Source organism: Geobacillus sp. PLS 41 (genome assembly GCF_056494105.1).
The window spans coordinates 2,828,083-2,843,231 of record NZ_CM151395.1 but is presented as its reverse complement, the minus strand read 5'-3'; the positions used below and the strand labels follow the sequence as shown (position 1 = coordinate 2,843,231).

The window sequence follows — 15,149 nt, the reverse complement described above, 5'->3', positions numbered from 1 at the left end:
TATAATGGAAAGGCAAAACACGATCCCGGAGGACTCGTATGTTCAATAAAATGCGAAAAACAAAAGAGAAAGACGTCCCGGTGACGAAAGAAGAGGTGCTCAGGCATCCGATGCCGAACCACGTCGCCATCATTATGGACGGAAACGGGAGATGGGCGAAAAAGCGGGCGCTGCCAAGGGCGGCCGGCCATTACGAAGGAATGCAAGTTGTGCGCAAAATCACTCGTTTTGCGAATGAGCTGGGGATTCAGATTTTGTCGCTTTACGCGTTTTCGACAGAAAACTGGAAACGTCCGAAAAGTGAAGTCGATTATTTGATGAAGCTGCCGGAACAGTTTTTGACGACGTTTCTTCCCGAGCTCGTCGCCGAAAATGTCAAAGTCCAAGTGATCGGTCATGCGGAGGCGCTGCCTGATCATACGCGCCGGGCGGTCGAGAAAGCCGTGAAGGAAACAAGCGGCAACACCGGCCTTGTGTTAAACTTTGCCCTTAATTATGGAAGCCGGGCGGAAATCACTGCCGCCGTAAAGCAGATCGCCAAAGACGTTGAACGCGGGATGCTCGCGCCGGAAGACATCACCGAGCCGCTCATTTCCTCGTACTTGATGACGAGCGGGCTCGCTGACCCTGACTTGCTCATCCGTACGAGCGGGGAGATTCGCTTGAGCAATTTCATGCTTTGGCAGTTGGCGTATACGGAACTTTGGTTTACGGATGTCTTATGGCCGGATTTTACGGAGCAACATTTCTTAGAGGCGATTGCCGCTTACCAGCGGCGCGACCGCCGATTTGGAGGAGTGTCAGCGCGATGAAGCAGCGAATCATCACCGGAGTCATAGCGGCGGCGCTCTTTTTGCCGATTGTTATTTTTGGCGGATTTCCGTTTATAATAGTAACATATATATTGGCCACGATTGGGCTGTTTGAATTGTTGCGGATGAAAGGGATGCACCCGTTGTCGTTTGTCGGGGCGGCTGGATTGATCGCCCTTTGGCTGTTGCTCGTTCCCGCCCGTTACGGCGGCGAGTGGTTGGCGTCTGGGACCGCCAAATTTGGCGTGCTCGCCGCTTTGGCTTTTTTGTTGCTTGTCGGCACAGTCGTGACGAAAAATGCGCTCTCGTTCGATGAGGCGGCGTTTGTCGTTTTGGCGGTCGTCTATGTCGGCGTAGGGTTTTTCTGTTTCGGCGCTGTTCGTTTGGTTGGGTTCGTGTACTTCGTTTATGCCTTGTTTGTCATTTGGGCGACTGACATTGGGGCGTATTTCTTTGGCCGCGCGTTTGGCCGGCGCAAGCTATGGCCGGAGATCAGCCCAAAAAAAACGGTGGAAGGCGCCATCGGCGGCATCGCTTCAGCGGCTGTTGTCGCCGCGATTTACGAGTGGGCGGCGGCGCCGTTTGGCAGTTTGGCGGCCGCGCTTGGCGTCGCGCTGCTGCTGTCGGCGTTCGGTCAGCTCGGCGATTTGATCGAATCGGCATTTAAGCGCCATTACGGCGTCAAAGATTCCGGGGCGATTTTGCCGGGACATGGCGGCATTTTAGATCGGTTTGACAGCTTGCTGTTCGTGCTGCCGATATTGTACATATTGCTTGAAATCGCACGATAAGCGGGTGAGGAGTGAAACGATTGAAATATATTAGTATATTAGGGGCGAGCGGATCGATCGGCACACAGACGCTCGATGTCATCCGCGCCCATCCGGACGAATTCCGCTTGGCCGCCGCATCGGTCGGGAAAAATATCGAGGCGGCGAGGCGGCTGATCGCTGAATTTTCCCCAAGTCTTGTCGCCGTCGCTGACCGTGATGCGTATGAAGTTCTTTATCGCGAGTACCGCGGGCGGACGACGATCGTGTACGGAGAGGAAGGATTGATTGAAGCAGCCGTTTGCCCACAAGCCGATGTTGTCGTCACCGCTGTCGTCGGCAGCGTCGGCCTTGTGCCGACGCTGAAGGCGATTGAAGCGGGAAAAGCGATCGCCCTCGCCAACAAAGAGACGCTCGTTGTCGCCGGACATCTCGTCATGGCTGCAGCCAAGCGGCGCGGCGTGCCGCTGTTGCCAGTTGACAGTGAACATTCCGCCATTTTTCAATGTCTGCAAGGGGAAAGGATGGAGCAAGTCGACAAACTCATTCTGACCGCATCCGGCGGCAGCTTCCGCGACAAGACGCGCCGAGAGCTCGCTCATGTGACGGTTGAGGAGGCGCTTCGCCATCCGAACTGGTCGATGGGGGCAAAAATTACGATTGATTCGGCGACCATGATGAATAAAGGATTTGAGGTCATTGAGGCTCATTGGCTGTTCGGGCTGCCGTATGAGCGGATTGAGGTTGTTTTGCATCGAGAAAGCATCATCCATTCGCTCGTTCAGTTCCGTGACACAAGTGTATTGGCGCAGCTTGGAACGCCGGATATGCGCGTTCCGATCCAATACGCGCTTGCGTATCCAAAGCGGTTGCCGCTCCCATCCGCCAAGCCGCTTGATTTAATCTCGCTTGGGGCGCTCCATTTCGCCCCGGTTGATTTCGACCGCTATCGCTGTTTGCGTCTCGCCTATGAGGCTGGCAAGCGCGGCGGCTCGCTGCCGACGGTGTTGAATGCGGCCAATGAGGAGGCGGTGGCGGCGTTTTTAGCCGGGCGCATTCCGTTTTTGGCCATCGAGGAGTGGATTGAACGCGCGCTCGAGCGCCATCGGCCAGTGAGCGATCCGCAGCTTGAGGACATTCGTGAAATCGATGCGGACGCGCGCGCCTACGTCCGCTCACTACTAACATAAAGGTGGTTGAAACGTTGGAATCGATCATTTCATTTATCGTCGTCTTTGGTGCCCTCGTCTTTTTTCACGAGCTCGGCCACTTGCTGCTAGCAAAACGGGCCGGCATTTTGTGCCGCGAATTTGCCATCGGCTTCGGACCGAAAGTGTTTTCGTTCAAGAAAAACGAAACGGTGTACACGATCCGCCTGCTCCCGCTTGGCGGCTTCGTCCGCATGGCCGGTGAAGACCCGGAGACGATTGAATTGAAGCGTGGGCAAGTCGTCGGTCTTTTGCTTGATGAGAGCGGCCAAGTGGAAAAAATCGTCCTCAACCATAAGGACGATTATCCGAATATCCGCGTAGTGGAAGTGGAAGAGGCCGATTTAGAGCGTGGCATGTATGTGACCGGCTATACGGACGGCGAGCGGTTCGAGCGGTTTACGGTCAAGGAGCCGGCGTTTTTCGTCGTCGACCGCCAAGAGATTCAAATTGCTCCGTACCATCGCCAATTTGCGGCAAAAACGCTCGGGCAGCGAACGATGACGATTTTGGCCGGACCGCTCGCCAACTTTCTCTTGTCGCTCGTTGTCTTTATCATCATCGGTCTTTTGCAAGGCTATCCGGTCGACAAGCCGGTGATCGGCGAGCTGACGCCGGAAGGAGCGGCGCGCGCCGCCGGCTTGAAGCAAGGGGATGAAGTGATCGCCATTAACGGCGAACGGATGGAAACATGGACGGAAATCGTCAACACGATTCGCGCCCATCCGGGAGAACCGCTTCAGTTTCAAATTGAGCGGAATGGGAAAGAACGGAGTGTGACGGTCACTCCGGAGGCGAAAACGGTGCAAGGGGAGACGATCGGCTTGATCGGCGTCTATCAGCCGATGGAAAAATCGGTGTTGGGCTCGATCAAGCAAGGGCTGGTTGAGACGTATTACTGGACGCGGGAAATTGTAACGGGGCTCGGCCAATTGATCACCGGCCAGTTTCAGCTTGACATGCTGTCCGGACCGGTCGGCATCGCCGTATCGACCGGCAAAGTGGCTGAGTCTGGGATCTACTACTTGATGAAATGGGGCGCGATTTTAAGCATCAACCTGGGGATTGTCAACTTGTTGCCATTGCCGGCGCTAGACGGCGGGCGGCTCCTCTTTTTCGCCATTGAAGCGGTGCGCGGCAAGCCGGTCGACCGGCAAAAAGAAGGAATGGTTCATTTTATCGGCTTTGCCTTGCTTATGTTGCTTATGCTTGTGGTGACATGGAATGACATTCAAAAATTTTTCCTATAGAGAGAAAACGAGGTGGCTAATGGATGAGACAAAGTCAAGCATTTATTCCGACGTTGCGTGAAGTGCCGGCGGATGCGGAAGTGAAAAGCCATCAGCTCCTGCTCCGGGCCGGCTTCATTCGTCAAAGCGCAAGCGGCGTCTATACGTTTTTGCCGCTTGGGCAGCGTGTTTTGCAAAAAGTGGAAGCCATCATTCGCGAGGAAATGAACCGGATTGGAGCGATGGAGCTCTTCATGCCGGCCTTGCAGCCAGCTGAGCTTTGGCAGCAGTCCGGCCGCTGGTACTCGTACGGGCCGGAGCTGATGCGCTTAAAAGACCGGCACGAGCGCGATTTCGCCCTCGGGCCGACGCATGAGGAAATGATCACGGCGATCGTCCGCGACGAGGTGAAAACGTACAAGCGGCTGCCGCTTGTCTTGTATCAAATCCAAACGAAATTCCGCGATGAAAAGCGTCCGCGTTTTGGGCTGTTGCGCGGCCGCGAGTTCATGATGAAAGACGCCTACTCGTTCCATACGTCGAAAGAAAGCTTGGATGAAACGTACAACAACATGTATGAGGCGTATGCGAACATTTTCCGCCGCTGCGGATTGAACTTCCGCGCCGTCATCGCCGACTCGGGGGCGATTGGCGGCAAAGATACGCATGAGTTTATGGTGCTCTCGGACATCGGCGAAGATACGATCGCCTACTCCGATGCGTCTGACTATGCCGCCAACATCGAGATGGCGCCGGTCGTGGCGACGTACGAAAAAAGCGATGAGCCGCCAGCCGAATTGAAAAAAGTGGCGACGCCGGGGCAAAAAACGATCGCTGAAGTCGCTTCGCACTTACAAATATCGCCGGAGCGCTGCATCAAATCGCTTTTGTTCAATGTGGACGGCCGCTATGTGCTCGTTCTCGTCCGCGGCGATCATGAAGCGAACGAGGTGAAGGTGAAAAACGTGCTCGACGCGACGGTCGTCGAATTGGCGACGCCGGAAGAAACGGAGCGGGTGATGAACGCTCCAATTGGTTCGCTCGGCCCGATCGGCGTCAGCGAAGACGTCACTGTGATCGCGGACCATGCTGTCGCCGCCATCACGAACGGCGTTTGCGGCGCGAACGAGGAAGGATACCATTACATCGGAGTCAACCCGGGCCGCGATTTTGCCGTCAGTCAATACGCCGATTTGCGCTTCGTAAAAGAAGGCGACCCGTCTCCAGATGGCAAAGGGACGATCCGCTTTGCCCGCGGCATTGAAGTCGGGCATGTGTTTAAGCTGGGGACAAAATACAGCGAAGCGATGAACGCCGTCTATTTGGATGAAAACGGCCAAACGCAGACGATGATCATGGGTTGCTACGGCATCGGCGTATCAAGATTGGTGGCCGCAATCGCCGAACAGTTTGCTGACGAACACGGGCTTGTGTGGCCGGCTTCGGTCGCACCGTTTCACATCCATTTGCTTACAGCGAACGCAAAAAGCGATGAACAGCGCGCGTTGGCGGAAGAGTGGTATGAAAAGCTCGGACAGGCTGGGTTTGAAGTGTTGTATGACGACCGCCCCGAACGGGCCGGAGTGAAGTTTGCCGACAGCGATTTGATCGGCATTCCGCTCCGCGTCACCGTCGGCAAGCGAGCGGGCGAAGGCGTTGTGGAAGTAAAAGTGCGGAAAACAGGCGAGACGTTCGATGTGCCGGTCAGCGAGCTTGTCGACACTGCGCGCCGTCTCCTTCAATCATGAGTGCCGGCGCTTTTGTTATGGTATGATATAGAAAGAGAATGATGTTGAGAGGGGAACAAACGGACGTCATGGTGACAAAAGAGCAAAAAGAGCGGTTTCTCATCCTGCTTGAGCAGTTGAAGATGACGTCGGACGAATGGATGCCGCATTTTCGTGAGGCAGCCATTCGCAAAGTCGTGATCGATAAAGAGGAGAAAAGCTGGCATTTTTATTTTCAGTTCGACAACGTGCTGCCGGTTCATGTATACAAAACGTTTGCCGATCGACTGCAGACGGCGTTCCGCCATATCGCCGCCGTCCGCCATACGATGGAGGTCGAAGCGCCGCGCGTAACTGAGGCGGATGTGCAGGCGTATTGGCCGCTTTGCCTTGCCGAGCTGCAAGAAGGCATGTCGCCGCTTGTCGATTGGCTCAGCCGGCAGACGCCCGAGCTGAAAGGAAACAAGCTGCTTGTCGTTGCCCGCCATGAAGCGGAAGCGCTGGCGATCAAACGGCGGTTCGCCAAAAAAATCGCTGATGTGTACGCTTCGTTTGGGTTCCCCCCCCTTCAGCTTGACGTCAGCGTCGAGCCGTCCAAGCAAGAAATGGAACAGTTTTTGGCGCAAAAACAGCAAGAGGACGAAGAGCGAGCGCTTGCTGTACTGACCGATTTAGCGAGGGAAGAAGAAAAGGCCGCGTCTGCGCCGCCGTCCGGTCCGCTTGTCATCGGCTATCCGATCCGCGACGAGGAGCCGGTGCGGCGGCTTGAAACGATCGTCGAAGAAGAGCGGCGCGTCGTTGTGCAAGGCTATGTATTTGACGCCGAAGTGAGCGAATTAAAAAGCGGCCGCACGCTGTTGACCATGAAAATCACAGATTACACGAACTCGATTTTAGTCAAAATGTTCTCGCGCGACAAAGAGGACGCCGAGCTCATGAGCGGCGTCAAAAAAGGCATGTGGGTGAAAGTGCGCGGCAGCGTGCAAAACGATACGTTCGTCCGTGATTTGGTCATCATCGCCAACGATTTGAACGAAATCGCCGCAAACGAACGGCAAGATACGGCGCCGGAAGGGGAAAAGAGGGTCGAGCTCCATTTGCATACCCCGATGAGCCAAATGGACGCGGTCACCTCGGTGACAAAACTCATTGAGCAAGCGAAAAAATGGGGGCATCCGGCGATCGCCGTCACCGACCATGCCGTTGTTCAGTCGTTTCCGGAGGCCTACAGCGCGGCGAAAAAACACGGCATGAAGGTCATTTACGGCCTTGAGGCGAACATCGTCGACGATGGCGTGCCGATCGCCTACAATGAAACGCACCGCCGTCTTTCGGAGGAAACGTACGTCGTCTTTGACGTCGAGACGACGGGCCTGTCGGCTGTGTACAATACGATCATTGAGCTGGCGGCGGTGAAAGTGAAAGACGGCGAGATCATCGACCGGTTCATGTCGTTTGCCAACCCTGGACATCCGTTGTCAGTGACAACGATGGAGCTGACTGGGATCACCGATGAGATGGTGAAAGACGCCCCGAAGCCGGACGAGGTGCTAGCCCGTTTTGTTGACTGGGCCGGCGATGCGACGCTTGTTGCCCACAACGCCAGCTTTGACATCGGTTTTTTAAACGCGGGCCTCGCTCGCATGGGGCGCGGCAAAATCGCGAATCCAGTCATCGATACGCTCGAGCTGGCCCGTTTTTTATACCCGGATTTGAAAAACCATCGGCTCAATACATTGTGCAAAAAATTTGACATTGAATTGACGCAGCATCACCGCGCCATCTACGACGCGGAGGCGACCGGGCATTTGCTTATGCGGCTGTTGAAGGAAGCGGAAGAGCGCGGCATACTGTTTCATGACGAATTAAACAGCCGCACGCACAGCGAAGCGTCCTATCGGCTTGCGCGCCCGTTCCATGTGACGCTGTTGGCGCAAAACGAGACTGGATTGAAAAATTTGTTCAAGCTTGTGTCATTGTCGCACATTCAATATTTTCACCGTGTGCCGCGCATCCCGCGCTCCGTGCTCGTCAAGCACCGCGACGGCCTGCTTGTCGGCTCGGGCTGCGACAAAGGAGAGCTGTTTGACAACTTGATCCAAAAGGCGCCGGAAGAAGTCGAAGACATCGCCCGTTTTTACGATTTTCTTGAAGTGCATCCGCCGGACGTGTACAAGCCGCTCATCGAGATGGATTATGTGAAAGACGAAGAGATGATCAAAAACATCATCCGCGGCATCGTCGCCCTTGGTGAGAAGCTTGACATCCCGGTTGTCGCCACTGGCAACGTCCATTACTTGAACCCAGAAGATAAAATTTACCGGAAAATCTTAATCCATTCGCAAGGCGGGGCGAATCCGCTCAACCGCCATGAACTGCCGGATGTATATTTCCGTACGACGAATGAAATGCTTGACTGCTTCTCGTTTTTAGGGCCGGAAAAAGCGAAGGAAATCGTCGTTGACAACACGCAAAAAATCGCTTCGTTAATCGGCGATGTCAAGCCGATCAAAGATGAGCTGTATACGCCGCGCATCGAAGGGGCGGACGAGGAAATCAGGGAAATGAGCTACCGGCGGGCGAAGGAAATTTACGGCGACCCGTTGCCGAAACTTGTTGAAGAGCGGCTTGAGAAGGAGCTAAAAAGCATCATCGGCCATGGCTTTGCCGTCATTTATTTGATCTCGCACAAGCTTGTGAAAAAATCGCTCGATGACGGCTACCTTGTCGGGTCGCGCGGATCGGTCGGCTCGTCGTTTGTCGCGACGATGACGGAAATCACCGAGGTCAATCCGCTGCCGCCGCATTACGTTTGCCCAAACTGCAAGCATTCGGAGTTCTTTAACGACGGTTCAGTCGGCTCAGGGTTTGATTTGCCGGATAAAAACTGCCCGCGATGTGGAACGAAATACAAGAAAGACGGGCACGACATCCCGTTTGAGACGTTTCTCGGCTTTAAAGGCGACAAAGTGCCGGATATCGACTTGAACTTTTCCGGCGAATACCAGCCGCGCGCCCACAACTATACGAAAGTGCTGTTTGGCGAAGACAACGTCTACCGCGCCGGGACGATTGGCACGGTCGCTGACAAAACGGCGTACGGATTTGTCAAAGCGTATGCGAGCGACCATAACTTAGAGCTGCGCGGCGCGGAAATCGACCGGCTCGCGGCTGGCTGCACCGGGGTGAAGCGGACGACCGGACAGCATCCGGGCGGCATCATCGTCGTCCCGGATTATATGGAAATTTACGATTTTACGCCGATTCAATATCCGGCCGATGACACGTCCTCTGAATGGCGGACGACCCATTTCGACTTCCATTCGATCCACGACAATTTGTTGAAGCTCGATATTCTCGGGCACGACGATCCAACGGTCATTCGCATGCTGCAAGATTTAAGCGGCATCGATCCGAAAACGATCCCGACCGACGACCCGGATGTGATGGGCATTTTCAGCAGCACCGAGCCGCTTGGCGTTACGCCGGAGCAAATCATGTGCAATGTCGGCACGATCGGCATTCCGGAGTTTGGCACGCGCTTCGTTCGACAAATGTTGGAAGAGACAAGGCCAAAAACGTTTTCCGAACTCGTGCAAATTTCCGGCTTGTCGCACGGCACCGATGTGTGGCTCGGCAACGCGCAAGAGCTCATTCAAAACGGCACGTGTACGTTATCGGAAGTCATCGGTTGCCGCGACGACATTATGGTCTATTTGATTTACCGCGGGCTCGAGCCGTCGCTCGCTTTTAAAATCATGGAATCCGTGCGCAAAGGAAAAGGCTTAACGCCGGAGTTTGAAGCAGAAATGCGCAAACATGACGTGCCGGAGTGGTACATCGATTCATGCAAAAAAATCAAGTACATGTTCCCGAAAGCGCACGCCGCCGCCTACGTGTTAATGGCGGTGCGCATCGCCTACTTTAAGGTGCACCATCCGCTTTTGTATTACGCGTCGTACTTTACGGTGCGGGCGGAGGACTTTGACCTTGACGCCATGATCAAAGGATCAGCCGCCATTCGCAAGCGGATTGAGGAAATCAACGCCAAAGGCATTCAGGCGACGGCGAAAGAAAAAAGCTTGCTCACGGTTCTTGAGGTGGCCTTAGAGATGTGCGAGCGCGGCTTTTCCTTTAAAAATATCGATTTGTACCGCTCGCAGGCGACGGAATTCGTCATTGACGGCAATTCTCTCATTCCGCCGTTCAACGCCATTCCGGGGCTTGGGACGAACGTGGCGCAGGCGATCGTGCGCGCTCGCGAGGAAGGTGAGTTTTTGTCGAAGGAGGATTTGCAACAGCGCGGCAAATTGTCGAAAACGCTGCTCGAGTATCTAGAAAGCCGCGGCTGCCTTGACTCGCTTCCAGACCATAACCAGCTGTCGCTGTTTTAGTGGAAACGCCGCCGCTGAAGGAAGCGGACAGCGCTCTTTCGCCCGAGCGGCAGTTTCCCGTTGCAATATATTTCCCAATGTGTTATAGTTTTAGTGGAATTGGCAAAGATAATGGCAAGCAGAGAGTGGGGAAACCCACTCTTTCGTCTTGAATGGGCACCCGTCTCTCGTTCATTCCCCGCCTTGTGCAGGGGATTTTCTCATTATGCCACGCATGCACGTTTGCTCGGTAAGGAGGAACACAATGAGCAAAAAGGTGACAGAAACGGTCGAACAACTCGTCACACCGATTTTGGACGAAATGGGGCTTGAACTCGTCGATATTGAATATGTGAAGGAAGGGAAAAATTGGTTTTTGCGCGTCTTCATTGACTCTGACGATGGCGTCGATATTGAACAATGCGGTGCTGTCAGCGAAAAATTGAGCGAAAAGCTGGATGAAGTCGATCCGATTCCGCATAACTATTTTTTGGAAGTATCATCGCCCGGAGCGGAGCGGCCGCTGAAAAAGGCAAAAGATTTTGCCAAGGCCATTGGGAAAAATGTATATATCAAAACGTATGAGCCCATTGAAGGAGAAAAGCAGTTTGAAGGCGAACTAACCGCTTTTGACGGAACGACCGTGACGCTGTTGGTCAAAGACCGCGGACGGCAAAAAACGGTCGCCATTCCGTATGAAAAAGTGGCAAGCGCCCGATTAGCCGTCATTTTCTTCTAATCGCAAAAGGGGGATTTTTGTTGCATGAACACGCAATTGCTTGAGGCGTTAGCCGATCTGATGCGGGAAAAAGGCATCAGCAAAGAAGTCGTGATGGAAGCGATCGAAGCGGCGATCGTTTCAGCGTATAAACGCAATTTCGGCCAGGCGCAAAACGTGCGCGTCGATCTCAATATGGACACCGGCACGATCCGCGTGTTCGCGCGCAAAGATGTCGTCGAAGAGGTGGCCGATCCGCGCCTTGAAATTTCACTTGAGGACGCGCAGCGGATCAATCCGAATTATCAAATCGGCGACGTCGTCGAGCTCGAAGTGACGCCGCGCGATTTCGGGCGCATCGCCGCACAGACGGCGAAGCAAGTCGTCACCCAGCGCGTGCGCGAGGCAGAGCGGAGCATCATCTACGCCGAATTTGTCGACCGTGAAGAGGACATTATGACCGGCATCGTTCAGCGCGTCGACCCGCGCTTTGTCTACGTCAGCCTCGGCAAGGCGGAGGCGCTCCTGCCGGCAAACGAACAAATGCCGAATGAAACCTATAAGCCGCACGACCGGTTGAAAGTATACATTACGAAAGTGGAAAAAACGACAAAAGGGCCGCAAATTTTCGTCTCCCGCACCCACCCGGGACTGTTGAAACGGCTGTTTGAGCTCGAAGTGCCGGAAATTTACGACGGAACGGTCGAGATTAAATCGATCGCCCGCGAAGCCGGTGACCGTTCGAAAATTTCCGTCCACTCCGACAACCCGGAAGTCGATCCGGTCGGCGCATGCGTCGGACCGAGAGGGCAACGCGTGCAGGCCATTGTTGATGAGCTGAACGGAGAAAAAATCGATATCGTCCGCTGGTCGGCCGATCCGGTGGAGTTTGTCGCCAACGCGTTAAGCCCGGCGAAAGTGTTGCGCGTCATTGTCAACGAGGAGCAAAAGGCGACGACGGTCATCGTTCCGGACTATCAGCTGTCGCTCGCCATCGGCAAACGCGGGCAAAACGCGCGGCTGGCGGCGAAATTGACCGGCTGGAAAATTGATATTAAAAGCGAATCGGAAGCGCGGGAGATGGGCATTGATCCGCATGCGCCATCCACTTCGCTTGATTTCAGCGATGCGGCGGCCGATAATGAAAATAGCGAAGAAAACGGCCCATCGTTTGATCAATCGGCGGAAATCGAGTGAGGGGGAATGAAAAATGGCAGCGCAAAAGAAAATTCCGTTGCGCAAATGCGTCGTCACTGGAGAGATGAAGCCGAAACGGGAGATGGTGCGCATCGTCCGCTCGAAAGAGGGGGAAGTGTCGATCGACCCAACCGGCAAAAAGGCGGGGCGCGGCGCGTATATTACCCTTGATCCGGAGTGCATTTTGCAGGCGAAAAAGAAAAACATTTTGGCCCGCCATTTAAAAGCAGACATCGATGATGCGATTTATGACGAATTGCTCGCCTTGGCGGAAAAGGAGAAACAGGCCGGACATGAAGCATAACCGTTGGGCATCGCTGCTTGGATTGGCGCAGCGGGCGGGCAAAGTCGTCTCCGGCGAGGAGCTTGTCGTCAAAGAAGTGCAGCGGGGCCGGGCGCGGCTCGTCTTGCTTTCGCAAGACGCATCCGTCAACACCGAAAAAAAAGTGACGGACAAATGCACGTTTTATGGCGTCCCGCTTTGCAAAGTGCCGGACCGGTATGTGCTTGGCGGCGCGATCGGCAAGGACGCCCGCGTCGTTGTCGCTGTCATCGACGAAGGGTTTGCGCGCCAATTGCAAACGATGCTCGACCGATCTTAATGGGGGTGAATGTATGTCGAAAATGCGTGTGTATGAATACGCGAAAAAACAGAACGTTCCAAGCAAGGACGTCATTCATAAATTGAAAGAAATGAACATTGAAGTGAACAACCATATGGCGATGCTGGAGGCTGATGTCGTCGAAAAACTCGACCATCAATATCGCCCGAACACCGGGAAAAAAGAAGAGAAAAAAGCGGAAAAGAAAACGGAGAAGCCGAAACGGCCGACGCCGGCGAAAGCGGCCGATTTTGCTGATGAGGAAATTTTTGACGACAGCAAAGAAGCGGCGAAAATGAAACCGGCGAAGAAAAAGGGAGCGCCAAAAGGGAAGGAAACGAAAAAAACCGAGGCGCAACAGCAAGAAAAGAAACTGCTCCAAGCGGCGAAAAAGAAAGGAAAAGGGCCGGCGAAAGGGAAAAAGCAGGCAGCACCAGCCGCCAAACAAGCGCCGCAGCCGGCGAAAAAAGAAAAAGAGCTGCCGAAAAAAATTACGTTTGAAGGCTCGCTTACCGTGGCCGAACTGGCGAAAAAGCTTGGCCGCGAACCGTCGGAAATTATTAAGAAGCTGTTTATGCTCGGCGTGATGGCGACAATCAACCAAGATTTAGACAAAGACGCCATCGAGCTCATCTGCTCAGATTACGGCGTTGAAGTCGAAGAAAAAGTGACGATCGATGAGACGAACTTTGAAGCGATCGAAATTGTCGATGCGCCGGAAGATTTGGTTGAACGGCCGCCGGTCGTGACGATCATGGGGCACGTCGACCACGGGAAAACGACGTTGCTTGATGCGATCCGCCACTCCAAAGTGACGGAGCAAGAAGCCGGCGGTATTACGCAACACATCGGTGCGTATCAAGTGACGGTCAATGACAAAAAAATTACGTTCCTCGATACGCCGGGGCATGAAGCGTTTACAACGATGCGGGCGCGCGGCGCGCAAGTGACCGATATCGTCATTCTTGTCGTTGCCGCGGATGACGGGGTGATGCCGCAGACGGTGGAAGCGATCAACCACGCCAAGGCGGCAAACGTGCCGATTATTGTCGCCATCAACAAAATCGATAAGCCGGAAGCGAACCCGGACCGCGTCATGCAAGAATTGATGGAATACAACCTCGTTCCGGAAGAATGGGGCGGCGATACGATTTTCTGCAAGTTGTCGGCGAAAACGAAAGAGGGCCTTGATCATCTTTTGGAAATGATTTTGCTTGTCAGTGAGATGGAAGAATTAAAAGCCAACCCGAACCGGCGTGCGGTCGGTACGGTGATCGAAGCGAAGCTTGATAAAGGGCGTGGCCCGGTGGCAACGCTTTTGATTCAAGCGGGAACGTTGCGTGTCGGCGATCCGATCGTCGTCGGCACAACATACGGGCGCGTGCGCGCGATGGTGAACGACAGCGGCCGGCGCGTCAAAGAGGCGACTCCGTCGATGCCAGTCGAAATTACTGGGCTGCATGAAGTGCCGCAAGCCGGCGACCGCTTCATGGTGTTTGAGGATGAGAAAAAGGCGCGGCAAATCGCGGAGGCGCGGGCGCAGCGGCAGCTGCAGGAGCAGCGAAGCGTCAAAACGCGCGTCAGCTTGGATGATTTGTTTGAACAAATTAAGCAAGGCGAAATGAAAGAGCTGAATTTGATCGTCAAAGCCGATGTTCAAGGATCGGTTGAGGCGCTTGTCGCCGCCTTGCAAAAAATCGATGTGGAAGGCGTGCGGGTGAAAATCATCCACGCGGCTGTCGGCGCCATCACCGAATCGGATATTTCGCTGGCGACGGCATCGAACGCCATCGTCATTGGATTTAACGTCCGTCCGGATGCAAACGCAAAGCGCGCCGCTGAATCGGAAAAAGTCGACATCCGCCTCCATCGCATCATTTACAATGTCATCGAGGAAATTGAAGCGGCGATGAAAGGGATGCTCGATCCGGAGTACGAAGAGAAAGTGATCGGTCAGGCGGAAGTGCGGCAAACGTTCAAAGTATCGAAAGTCGGCACGATCGCCGGTTGCTATGTCACGGACGGCAAAATCACCCGCGACAGCAAGGTGCGCCTCATTCGCCAAGGCATCGTCGTCTACGAAGGGGAAATCGATTCGCTCAAGCGGTATAAAGACGATGTGCGCGAAGTGGCGCAAGGGTATGAATGCGGGCTGACGATCAAAAACTTCAATGATATCAAAGAAGGAGATGTCATCGAAGCATACATCATGCAGGAAGTGGCCCGGGCATGATCGGCTTCGCCGCGTGCGAATGCATCATCTACAACGCCCGCTCGCTCAAGGATAAACGGGCCGTCCTGCAGCGGGTCATGACAAGAATCCGGCAAAAATATAACGTCTCTGTGGCCGAAATCGATCATCAAGACGCATGGCAACGAGCGACCATCGGCCTTGTTGCCATTACGTCCAGCCGCCGGGCGACCGAACGGGAGCTCGAGCGGGCGCTTGCTTTGATCGACTCGTTCCCTGAGCTGGAGCGGGCGGCCACATCATTCGAGTGGTTGTAACCGAG

General features: G+C 54.4%; 12 protein-coding genes. All 12 read left to right on the top strand.

Translation table 11 applies throughout. The features are described from left to right. The first annotated feature begins 38 nt into the window (after positions 1-38). The 12 genes from ACVX3G_RS14150 (at position 39) to ACVX3G_RS14095 (ending at position 15,144) form a co-directional block, all read left to right on the top strand. Entirely contained in the window at positions 39-812 is a 774-nt protein-coding gene (locus ACVX3G_RS14150) for an isoprenyl transferase (RefSeq protein ID WP_014195472.1), read from the top strand. Next, on the top strand, positions 809-1,603 hold the full coding sequence (locus ACVX3G_RS14145) for a phosphatidate cytidylyltransferase (RefSeq protein ID WP_014195473.1): 795 nt from the start codon (positions 809-811) through the stop codon (positions 1,601-1,603). The genes ACVX3G_RS14150 and ACVX3G_RS14145 overlap by 4 nt, the downstream gene beginning before the upstream one ends. A 20-nt stretch (positions 1,604-1,623) precedes the next feature. Continuing rightward, on the top strand, positions 1,624-2,772 hold the full coding sequence (gene dxr, locus ACVX3G_RS14140; protein WP_020278203.1) for a 1-deoxy-D-xylulose-5-phosphate reductoisomerase: 1,149 nt from the start codon (positions 1,624-1,626) through the stop codon (positions 2,770-2,772). A 2-nt stretch (positions 2,773-2,774) separates the two neighbouring features. Then, positions 2,775-4,040 (top strand): RIP metalloprotease RseP, encoded by a 1,266-nt coding sequence (gene rseP, locus ACVX3G_RS14135; protein WP_020278204.1) that lies wholly within the window; start codon positions 2,775-2,777, stop codon positions 4,038-4,040. A gap of 23 nt (positions 4,041-4,063) precedes the next feature. Continuing rightward, on the top strand, positions 4,064-5,767 hold the full coding sequence (locus tag ACVX3G_RS14130) for a proline--tRNA ligase (protein WP_011230757.1): 1,704 nt from the start codon (positions 4,064-4,066) through the stop codon (positions 5,765-5,767). 68 nt (positions 5,768-5,835) lie between these two features. Continuing rightward, positions 5,836-10,140: a PolC-type DNA polymerase III gene (locus ACVX3G_RS14125; RefSeq protein ID WP_033007501.1), complete on the top strand. Its 4,305-nt coding sequence runs from the start codon at positions 5,836-5,838 to the stop codon at positions 10,138-10,140. A gap of 244 nt (positions 10,141-10,384) precedes the next feature. After that, a complete protein-coding gene (gene rimP, locus ACVX3G_RS14120; RefSeq protein ID WP_011230759.1) occupies positions 10,385-10,858 on the top strand; it encodes a ribosome maturation factor RimP in 474 nt (157 codons plus the stop codon). 24 nt (positions 10,859-10,882) lie between these two features. Continuing rightward, positions 10,883-12,034 (top strand): transcription termination factor NusA, encoded by a 1,152-nt coding sequence (nusA, locus tag ACVX3G_RS14115; protein ID WP_011230760.1) that lies wholly within the window; start codon positions 10,883-10,885, stop codon positions 12,032-12,034. A gap of 13 nt (positions 12,035-12,047) precedes the next feature. After that, positions 12,048-12,338 (top strand): RNase P modulator RnpM, encoded by a 291-nt coding sequence (gene rnpM / locus ACVX3G_RS14110; protein ID WP_011230761.1) that lies wholly within the window; start codon positions 12,048-12,050, stop codon positions 12,336-12,338. Then, a complete protein-coding gene (locus ACVX3G_RS14105) occupies positions 12,328-12,636 on the top strand; it encodes a YlxQ family RNA-binding protein (protein WP_011230762.1) in 309 nt (102 codons plus the stop codon). The genes rnpM and ACVX3G_RS14105 overlap by 11 nt, the downstream gene beginning before the upstream one ends. 13 nt (positions 12,637-12,649) lie before the next feature. After that, positions 12,650-14,869 (top strand): translation initiation factor IF-2, encoded by a 2,220-nt coding sequence (gene infB / locus ACVX3G_RS14100; RefSeq protein WP_013523417.1) that lies wholly within the window; start codon positions 12,650-12,652, stop codon positions 14,867-14,869. Next, positions 14,866-15,144, top strand: a complete 279-nt coding sequence (locus ACVX3G_RS14095; RefSeq protein WP_011230764.1) for a DUF503 domain-containing protein — start codon at positions 14,866-14,868, stop codon at positions 15,142-15,144. Before infB ends, ACVX3G_RS14095 begins: the two co-directional genes overlap by 4 nt. Positions 15,145-15,149 lie beyond the last annotated feature (5 nt).

Coding starts and splice junctions, on each gene's coding strand:
- ACVX3G_RS14150 (WP_014195472.1), top strand. CDS start 39: ATGTTCAATAAAATGCGAAAAACAAAAGAGAAAGACGTCCCGGTGACG.
- ACVX3G_RS14145 (WP_014195473.1), top strand. CDS start 809: ATGAAGCAGCGAATCATCACCGGAGTCATAGCGGCGGCGCTCTTTTTG.
- ACVX3G_RS14125 (WP_033007501.1), top strand. CDS start 5,836: ATGGTGACAAAAGAGCAAAAAGAGCGGTTTCTCATCCTGCTTGAGCAG.
- rimP (WP_011230759.1), top strand. CDS start 10,385: ATGAGCAAAAAGGTGACAGAAACGGTCGAACAACTCGTCACACCGATT.
- ACVX3G_RS14095 (WP_011230764.1), top strand. CDS start 14,866: ATGATCGGCTTCGCCGCGTGCGAATGCATCATCTACAACGCCCGCTCG.
- rnpM (WP_011230761.1), top strand. CDS start 12,048: ATGGCAGCGCAAAAGAAAATTCCGTTGCGCAAATGCGTCGTCACTGGA.
- infB (WP_013523417.1), top strand. CDS start 12,650: ATGTCGAAAATGCGTGTGTATGAATACGCGAAAAAACAGAACGTTCCA.
- ACVX3G_RS14130 (WP_011230757.1), top strand. CDS start 4,064: ATGAGACAAAGTCAAGCATTTATTCCGACGTTGCGTGAAGTGCCGGCG.
- nusA (WP_011230760.1), top strand. CDS start 10,883: ATGAACACGCAATTGCTTGAGGCGTTAGCCGATCTGATGCGGGAAAAA.
- ACVX3G_RS14105 (WP_011230762.1), top strand. CDS start 12,328: ATGAAGCATAACCGTTGGGCATCGCTGCTTGGATTGGCGCAGCGGGCG.